7 protein-coding genes are annotated in these 8,865 nt (G+C 38.4%); 3 read left to right on the top strand and 4 right to left on the bottom strand.

The features are described from left to right. Positions 1-105 precede the first annotated feature (105 nt). From Q1A31_RS15535 to Q1A31_RS15520, 4 genes are all read right to left on the bottom strand, one after another. Positions 106-1,404, bottom strand: a complete 1,299-nt coding sequence (locus tag Q1A31_RS15535; RefSeq protein ID WP_299878727.1) for a hypothetical protein — start codon at positions 1,402-1,404, stop codon at positions 106-108. Positions 1,405-1,666: 262 nt separating this feature from the next. Continuing rightward, the gene (locus Q1A31_RS15530; RefSeq protein ID WP_299878724.1) at positions 1,667-3,049 is read right to left on the bottom strand and encodes an aldehyde dehydrogenase family protein; all 1,383 of its coding nucleotides are present in this window, start codon (positions 3,047-3,049) and stop codon (positions 1,667-1,669) included. 5 nt (positions 3,050-3,054) lie between these two features. Next, the gene (locus Q1A31_RS15525; RefSeq protein WP_299878721.1) at positions 3,055-4,425 is read right to left on the bottom strand and encodes a glutamine synthetase family protein; all 1,371 of its coding nucleotides are present in this window, start codon (positions 4,423-4,425) and stop codon (positions 3,055-3,057) included. Between the two features lie 51 nt (positions 4,426-4,476). Beyond that, entirely contained in the window at positions 4,477-5,271 is a 795-nt protein-coding gene (locus Q1A31_RS15520) for an N-formylglutamate amidohydrolase (protein ID WP_299878718.1), read from the bottom strand. Between the two features lie 97 nt (positions 5,272-5,368). On the opposite strand from Q1A31_RS15520, the gene Q1A31_RS15515 reads away from it, so the two are divergent. From Q1A31_RS15515 to Q1A31_RS15505, 3 genes are all read left to right on the top strand, one after another. After that, positions 5,369-6,241 (top strand): MurR/RpiR family transcriptional regulator, encoded by an 873-nt coding sequence (locus tag Q1A31_RS15515; protein ID WP_299878716.1) that lies wholly within the window; start codon positions 5,369-5,371, stop codon positions 6,239-6,241. A gap of 19 nt (positions 6,242-6,260) precedes the next feature. Next, a complete protein-coding gene (locus Q1A31_RS15510; protein ID WP_299878713.1) occupies positions 6,261-7,877 on the top strand; it encodes a GMC family oxidoreductase in 1,617 nt (538 codons plus the stop codon). A gap of 175 nt (positions 7,878-8,052) precedes the next feature. Continuing rightward, positions 8,053-8,661 carry a nuclease-related domain-containing protein gene (locus Q1A31_RS15505; RefSeq protein WP_299878711.1) on the top strand — a complete coding sequence of 203 codons (609 nt, stop codon included), beginning with the start codon at positions 8,053-8,055 and terminating at the stop codon, positions 8,659-8,661. Positions 8,662-8,865 lie beyond the last annotated feature (204 nt).

Genomic DNA, 8,865 nt, shown 5'->3' with positions numbered 1-8,865 from the left:
TGAATGATTTACATCTCCAATTATGGCACTTTGATGCCGCATTAAAGAGGAGGAGACCATCTCATCACCTTTTAGGCCTTTTTTTATTTTATATTTAAGTATGCCTTAGATGATATTTTTGCTCGTTAACTCATCAATCAGATTTTGAAGCTCTACTGCCGCTGTACTCATTGAATTTTTAGTTTTTCCTTTAACCTTCTTCTTTAGGTTAAGTTTTTTATCTGATTTAGAGCTCGCTACAATCTTTACTTTATTGCTGACTTTTTTGTTTAGCATCGCCACTTTTGTGTTATTCATGATTTTACCAAATTCCCGCTCATAAAACGCTACTAACTCAGGATCTTTTGCTTTTGAATTCACAACAACAGGAACGTGTTTAGATGAGCTTAATTTATCATTGCCAAACACCTGTTCATAAAAAGCGACTAATTCCGGATCTTTATTTTTTGAAGTCCTCTTTGCCAACTGAATTTTCTTCAAATTAGACTTTGGATTAACTTTTAGTTTAGTCTTTTTCTTAACTATTTTACTGGGTGTTTGTTTGACAGCTAATTGAATCGACCGGCTAGGTTTCTTGGACAAAGTATTCTTTTGAGCTCCAAAGATACCCATGTAAAACGCTACTAACTCAGGATCTTTCCCTTCCACATTGGCATTTATCATCTTGGTTACTGATAATTTTTTGGATATTAGTTGTGAAGTTCTCCTCTTTGGAGCTGACTTAGCCAGTTGAGTTTTTTGGGGTTTCGCTTTTTTATAAACAACTTGTTTAATTGGTTTTTGTTTAACAGACAGATTTGTCAAAGAGGTTTCTTGCTTTGAGACTTTGTTATTCTGCTTTCCAAAAAACTTTACATAATAAGCCATAAGCTCGGCGTCTGTACTTTCTGCTTTTGGAGCTAAATTTTTACTAGGCTGATTTTGTTTATATTGAAGTGTATTCTGCGCAATTAAATTCCTGCTTTGAGCCACCACGGGTTTAGCTTTCGGCTGGTTTAGCTGAGCTTTTGCACGTTGAGCAGTTTGTGCTTTAGTTTGAGCTAACCGTTCATTACTCAACGCTTCTCGCTGTTGAGTAGTAGGCGTTGTACTTTTAGCAACAGCGGTTGAATTAGATGGGCTTGATAAATCATCAGTATATGTCTCAATCACCACCACATTTTCATAAGTATTTTGTGAATGATTTTCTTCAATAACTATTACATCTGACTGACTTGAGTAATCGATAGGTTTTCCTTCGTATACGACGACTTCAATAGGTGCAACCCTATACATATCTCTGGCCTGAGCATTACTAATCGTAAGAACACTAGCAAATAAAACTATACCCGGCATTAAAAGATAAGAACGTATATGCGGTTCCTCAGTATTTGAACTGAGCGAGATAAAATCCATAGTTTTCATTTTTTATACCTCAATAGACCAACGTTCCACTATCAACCATATAATAGATTTAGTTTTTAAAGAATAGTCAATTTGTACTAGGGAGGGTATATATAAAAGCGTGATATCTTACTAAGATATTAGTTATTAAATAATTAAAAAAATGGTATCAACTTTCTATTTGCACTGACTTGAATCAGCTGAACCACTAGATCAATATTAAGTATAAACTTAATAAATCAGGTATTTAGGGGTCTGTGAAATTGAGATAACTCAATCACTCTCATTGTTTCTTTAGATGGAATGACTTGGGTCGGGTTAAATTATGATATCCGATAACTGATAGGCCGCCACCTCGTCCTGTATCTTTGCAACCTGTCCAACACAACTCAGGGTCTACAAAATCACAACGATTCATATACACGGTGCCAGTTTCAATCTGTGAACCAATCTCGTAAGCCTTATCCGTATCCTTAGTCCAAATAGAAGCGGTTAAGCCAAATTCGCTATCGTTCATCAGCGCTATAGCTTCAGCATCATCTTTGACCGACATGATCCCAACGACCGGGCCGAATGATTCTTCGCGCATGACTTTCATATCATGATTAACATTGATTAAAATTGTAGGGCTCAAATAGGCACCACCATCATCTTCAGCAAACACATCTACGCAACGCTTTGCGCCCTGCTCTATCGCCTCATCAATCTGCGCACGCACTTCGTTGGCAGAACGTGCGGTCGCCATTGGTCCAATCGTTGTTTCTGGATCCAGTGGGTTGCCTAATTTATAGCCTTTAACAATCGCTGTCGCTTTCTCAACAAACGCATCAAATAAACTCTCATGTACGTAGATGCGCTCGATGCCACAACAACATTGACCCGCGTTATACATTGCACCATCAATTAAGGTATCGACTGCGGCATCCAGATCTGCATCTTCTCGAACATAGCCGGGGTCTTTACCGCCCAATTCTGTACCCACACCCGTAAAGGTTCCGGCTGCCGCAATTTCCATCGCCTTGCCACCGCCTACTGATCCGGTAAAGTTAACAAAATCAAAAGCGCTAGAACTGATTAGCTCTCCTGTCGTTTCATGACTAAGTAAAACATTTTGAAACACATCTTTCGAAATTCCCGCTTCATGAAATGCTTTTTCTATACGTTCACCCACTAATAAAGTCTGCTCAGAATGTTTTAACAGAACAGAATTGCCAGCAATAAGTGCAGGAACCACTGTGTTTACCGCTGTCATATAGGGATAATTCCATGGTGCGATTACAAGCACTACACCCAAAGGAATGCGATCAATTCTTCGAACAAAGGCATCACTATCTTCCACAATGATTGGAGCTAATGCTTTTTCGGCAAGGTCGGCCATGGTATCAGCGCGAAACTGAAAACCTGAATATTCACCACCATACCGAATGGGGCGTCCCATCTGATGGGCTAATTCTATGGTTGTTTCTTCCTGAATTTCACCTAATTTTAAAACGCCCAGATTCACCAAATCAGATCTTTCTTTTATGGACTTTTTTCCCCATTCAACCTGGGCCACTTTGGCTCGTTTCGCTGCTTCATGAGCTTCTATGCTGGTAAAGGTTTCACGCTCCGCATATAAACTCCCATCAATGGGAGATATGCATTTTAAAATCTTAGTGTTAGCCATTATTCTTATACTCTCTCAAAGCCACGTTTAACTTCCCAATCAGTGACAACTTTTTCAAATTCTTCTATTTCTACTTCGCCACATCTCACGTAATGTTTAACGACTTCCTCGCCAAAGGCTTCTTTGAGCATACTCGATGCCCTCAAGGTCTCTATTGCTTTATATAAATTGCCTGGGATTGACTCAGCTTCGGAATCCTTATAAACATTGCCAGTGAATTCTGGTGGAAGTTTCATCTTTTCTTCAATGCCTTTTATACCCGCAGCTAACATTGCTGATTGTGCTAAATATGGATTCATATCCGACCCGGGCACTCTACACTCAACTCTAATTGCTGAACTACCTGCTCCACACAACCTGAAGGCTGCTGTTCGGTTATCTACAGACCAAACAATTTTTGTAGGAGCAAAGCTACCTTTGGCAAATCGTTTATAACTATTTACATAAGGCGCCATAAAATAGGTGTAATCAGTCGCGTAGGCAATTAAACCGGCTAAGTAATTATCCATAATTTCAGATTTACCTAATTCGCATTTTTCATCAAAAAAAATCGAATTTCCATCTTTCCATAAAGACTGATGCACATGAGAAGAACTACCGATACGCTTATGATCCCATTTAGGTAAAAAGGTTACTGCATGACCTTGTTGCCAAGAGATCTCTTTAGTCGCATGTTTTGCGATCGTATGATGATCAGCACATGCGAGGGCATCATCGTATTTAATATTGAGTTCTTCCTGCCCTGCTTCAGCTTCGCCTTTCGATCCTTCAACTGGGATACCCATTTCATATAAATGGTTTCTCAGTGGGCGCATAACACCTTCTTCTTTAGTGGTTTGAAAGATATGGTAATCTTCGTTATAAGCACCAATAGGCGTCATTTGCTTGTAGTTGCTATTCGCTAGTTCTTCAAAGCTTTCTTTGAATAAAAAGAACTCTAATTCTGTTGCCATATATGCCGTATAACCAAGACTTGCTAATTTTGCTATTTGACCTTTAAGCATTTCTCTTGGTGAGTGAGGCACTGGTTTATGAGTACTATGATCAATCACATCACACAAAACCATTGCAGTCCCTTCAAGCCATGGTACATATCTTAAAGTAGATAAGTCAGGCTTCATCACATAATCGCCATAGCCTGCTTCCCAACTAGTGGAGGCATAACCATCAGGGGTTGCCATCTCTAAATCTGTTGCCAGCAAATAAGTACAACAGTGAGTCTCCTGATACGCACTCTCAACAAAACTTTGAGCATGGAATCTTTTTCCCATAAGGCGTCCTTGCATGTCAACGAGGCAGACCAGAACAGTATCGATAATTCCATCATTAACGTCAGACTTTAAAGCCTCAAAGGTAAGTTGTTTGGTTTCAGTCATTTTTATCTTTTCACCTTTTGTAAATTAGCCCTAAAAATTAGCGCTAGACGTCTATGCATTTGCTAAAGCTTCGTAAATGGAAGTGCTTAAATCTACAGCCATAGCGTTAATATCTGATGAATTGGAAAGCAAATCATTCTTGATTTCTATCATCACATTCATGAATTTTTTATCTTGGGCATGTTTATTTATCGTATGCATGACATTGTCACTCACATCGTAGGGAGCGTTAAACTCTGCCTTTAATTGAGTTCGATTCTTCACTTCCCCCATCACTAGTTTCGCTAGGCGATCATCTTTGTCATGCAGTATTCCTAACTCTACAGAACGCTTCTCACCAAAATAGACCGGAGTAAAGCTATGTATTGTGATTATCGCTGGAGTAGCATGCTGTGTTGAAAGTGCCAAGCGATCAGGGTTGTAAATTGTCTGATTTATCAACTCATGAAAGGGTTCGTATACATACTTAACCCGTTCATTTATTTCGATTTCACTTAAGTTTTTGTTACCAGGAACATCAATAACTTCACTTTTACTAGGTATACCAATACCTGACTCAGGTGCTCTATTACAATCGTATACCAGTCTTGAAACTTTCGCTGCTATCAATGGCGCATCAAGTAGCTCACTAACTTCACAGGCCATTTCATAAGCACCAATATCCCATGCGGCATGTGATACTAAGCCTTCTTGATTTAAACCAAGATCATTTAAAAATGGTGGAATAAAATTAGAAGCATGCTCACAGATCAAAACAATCGGAGCTTTGCCGTCAGGGTTAATTAATCTGGCCGACTCAATGCTATGTTCAGAAAATAAATTAATCGATGTATTATGATTTTCCATTATGTACAATTCTGTACATTTACTTTAACACTGTCAATATTATTTCTGATAAAGTCTATTCCATAAGAAATACGCACATTCTTTGAGGGAAGTATTTATGAAATCAGGCACAGGTATTGTTAAAGACATTTTGAGCGATTGCATGGATGAATTAACGCATTCAGAACGTCAAGTAGCCAGTATTTTACTCACTGATTACCCAGTAGCTGGAATGCAATCGATTACTTCCTTAGCCTCTATAGCCAAGGTTTCCACACCTACAGTAGTCAGACTGGCAAAAAAACTGGGGTTTGATGGTTTTTCTAAAATGCAGGAAGCATTAAGAGAGGAAGTAGCGGCTCAAATAAAGAAACCTGTTTCAAAGCATGATTCATGGATTACTGAATCTTCAAATAAGCATATTTCACATCAATTTGCAGATGCTGTTGCGGCTAATTTAAGGCATACGTTAGATAGATTAGACCAGACTGCATTTGATTCCGTTGCAGATATTTTAGGAGATACCTCAAGAAGAATATTTCTAGCCGGAGGTAGGATTACGCGTTCGAACGCAGATTATTTTTATAATCATTTACAGATAATCAGACCTAAAGTTACGTTATTAAGTGAGTCTTCTAATGTTTGGCCACAATATATACTAGATATGGACGAGAGCTCCATACTGATTATTTTCGACATAAGACGATACGAAAAAGACCTGCAAAAACTCGCTCATTTAGTCAAAGAGAGAGGATGTACGATAATTTTATTTACTGATCAATGGGGCTCACCCATCGAGAAGCATGCTGAATATTGTTTCAAGTCCCTTGTTGAAGTGCCATCCAGTTTAGATTCCACGATAGCCATTACTTTCATCGTAGAATCGTTATTGGCGCAGATTCAAAACCAAAGCTGGGATAGCAGTCGTGATCGTATAGAAAGTCTGGAAGCAATGTTTGGGGTCACTAAACTGTTTAGAAATTTAAAGTGAATTTTCAAGAGAAAAGTTAATGAAGTCATTTGATTACATAATTGTCGGCGCCGGAGCATCGGGCTGCGTAGTAGCCAATCGTTTGAGCGCTGATCCTAAGGTTACAGTCTGTTTAATAGAAGCAGGTGGTAGCAACAAACAACCTTGGGTATCAATTCCTGCCGGCGTTTTTATTAGCTATAACAATAAAAACCATGACTTTAAGTACCAAGGTGCACCACAAAAACACCTGAATAATCGTGTGATTACAGTCAATCGTGGCAAAGGTTTGGGTGGCTCAACCTCGATAAACAATATGGTTTATATCCGAGGGAATCGTAAAGACTATGACACCTGGGAGCAACTTGGCTGCGAAGGTTGGTCTTATGATGATGTTCTTCCTGTTTTTAAAAAACTGGAAAAGAATGAAGTCGGTCAAAGCCCTGAGTTTCATGGTTTTGACGGTGAAGTTACTGTTGTTAAACCCCAAGATACCAACAAAGTAGGACAACTATTTGTATCTGCAGGAGAGCACATTGGGCTTCCTGAAAATACTGACTTTAACGGGAAAACTCAATTAGGCTTAGGCACGTTCAATTTAAAACAAAAAAATGGCGAGCGAGTCAGCAGTTACACCGCATTTGTAAAACCAGTACTCGATTCTCGATCAAACCTTACGGTTATGACAAACACGGAAGTTTTATCTTTAAATATTGAGGGTGACAACGTCACCAGTATCAAGATAGAACAAAATGGTGAAGCAAAAGTTCTTCAATGCAATAAAGAAGTAATTTTGAGTTCAGGCGTTATTTCTTCTCCACGTATATTGATGGCATCAGGTATCGGAAATGCCGATGAATTAAAAGAATTAGGTATTGAATGTAAAAAAGATTTAAAAGGAGTTGGGGAAAACCTTCAGGATCATATAGATAGCATGGTGACTGTTCGCTCAAACAGCGCCAGTTCAATTGGTGTTTCACTAAGGACTTTACTACCGCATGTAATTCCAGCGCCCTTCAAATACATATTAAAACGTATGGGCTGGTGGACAACGAATTACACAGAAGTAGGAGGCTTTGCCAAAACCAAGTTCGCCGAGCAAGCCAATGATGATCCCGATATACAATTTCACTTTACACCCCTGTACAGAAGTCACCGAGGCAAAAGCTTTGAATTTGGCCATGGTTATTCCATCTTCACTTGTGTATTGAGACCGCAAAGCAAAGGTACCGTGAAATTAGCCAATGATGGCACTCATCGCAACGTCATTATCGACTACAATTTTTTTGCTAAAGAACAGGACCAGAAAGTACTCATAGAAGGAGTCAAAAAAGCGCGTGAGGTTCTTGCGTCACCTGTATTTGATGAAAAACGCGGCAAAGAAATGGCACCAGGAAAAGACGTACAAACCGATGAAGAAATTTTAGAATATCTTAAGCAAACCACCACCACGGTTTATCATCCTGTCGGTACTTGTAAAATGGGAATTGACGAGATGGCAGTGGTAGACCCAAAGTCCTTAAAAGTCATCGGGATGAACAATTTACGCGTGATAGATGCCTCGATAATGCCAAAATTAATTAGTGGCAATACATCCGCCCCATCAATGATGATCGGTGAAATGGGATCGATGATGATTTTACGCGACAATTTTTAATAATGTCTTTAATAATATCTTTTATAAGTTCGATAATTGGTTTTATCTGAATAAGGCTTGAAGTGCTTAACAGGTAATTAGGCACTTTTTAACTTACCAATTATCTGAAAAAATATTAAAACCAATGAGACATATATTAAAATGCATTGCACACAAATAATAAAAAAATACTCACATGCACTATTTAATAATTTCTGCCCTTATCGCTATTCTCGCTATATATCTGAACTCTCCGGCTTTTAAAGGATTAATAGAAGGACCAAATATAAATCAGTCAATTATCAAAAATCTCAATAAAAACGAATATCACCTTATTAACGATATCAGTATGCCTGCCTTGAGTGGTACAACCCAAATTGACCATTTACTCGTCTCTCCGTATGGTATTTTTGTGGTGGATACTAAATACATGAAAGGCTGGATTTTTGGAGGAGAACACGAAAAGGACTGGGTACAATCAACCTCTAGCGGAAAATTCAAGTTCCAGAATCCACTGCATAAAAACCATAAACACATAAAAGCTTTGGCGCATATGCTGGATTTAACAGATGATAAGTTTCATTCAATCATTGCGTTTACCGGGAACAGTTCTTTCAAAACAACAATGCCAGAGAATGTGCTGGATGTAAGTTATATTGAGTACATAAAATCAATAGACACTGTGATCTTTCCACAAGCAGAAGTAAAAAACCTCATTGAAAGCATAGAACTACTTAAAATTGAACGTCCACGCTCTACAACAAAGAAGCAAGTTGCATACTTAAGACAACCCTATAGAGTTTAAAGTCACCCCCCTACTTTTAGGGCTTTTTTATTCAGCTACGGCTGCCCTTCTTAAAGGCATCATTAAAACTCGGCTCATTTCGCTTTTGAAATAACAAAAGGAACTAATGCTCCGAATTAAATCAAGATATTGTTCTTAACAAGTCCCTAGTCATTCAAACTTTAATAAAAAATTACAGAAAATATCCATCACACTAAAACATTA

It is taken from the genome of uncultured Cocleimonas sp. (assembly GCF_947495625.1).
Classification (GTDB): domain Bacteria; phylum Pseudomonadota; class Gammaproteobacteria; order Thiotrichales; family Thiotrichaceae; genus Cocleimonas.
The sequence above is the reverse complement of the archived record's forward strand: the minus strand, read 5'-3'. Positions and strand labels throughout refer to the sequence as shown.

Coding starts and splice junctions, on each gene's coding strand:
- Q1A31_RS15535 (WP_299878727.1), bottom strand. CDS start 1,404: ATGAAAACTATGGATTTTATCTCGCTCAGTTCAAATACTGAGGAACCG.
- Q1A31_RS15530 (WP_299878724.1), bottom strand. CDS start 3,049: ATGGCTAACACTAAGATTTTAAAATGCATATCTCCCATTGATGGGAGT.
- Q1A31_RS15525 (WP_299878721.1), bottom strand. CDS start 4,425: ATGACTGAAACCAAACAACTTACCTTTGAGGCTTTAAAGTCTGACGTT.
- Q1A31_RS15520 (WP_299878718.1), bottom strand. CDS start 5,271: ATGGAAAATCATAATACATCGATTAATTTATTTTCTGAACATAGCATT.
- Q1A31_RS15515 (WP_299878716.1), top strand. CDS start 5,369: ATGAAATCAGGCACAGGTATTGTTAAAGACATTTTGAGCGATTGCATG.
- Q1A31_RS15510 (WP_299878713.1), top strand. CDS start 6,261: ATGAAGTCATTTGATTACATAATTGTCGGCGCCGGAGCATCGGGCTGC.
- Q1A31_RS15505 (WP_299878711.1), top strand. CDS start 8,053: ATGCACTATTTAATAATTTCTGCCCTTATCGCTATTCTCGCTATATAT.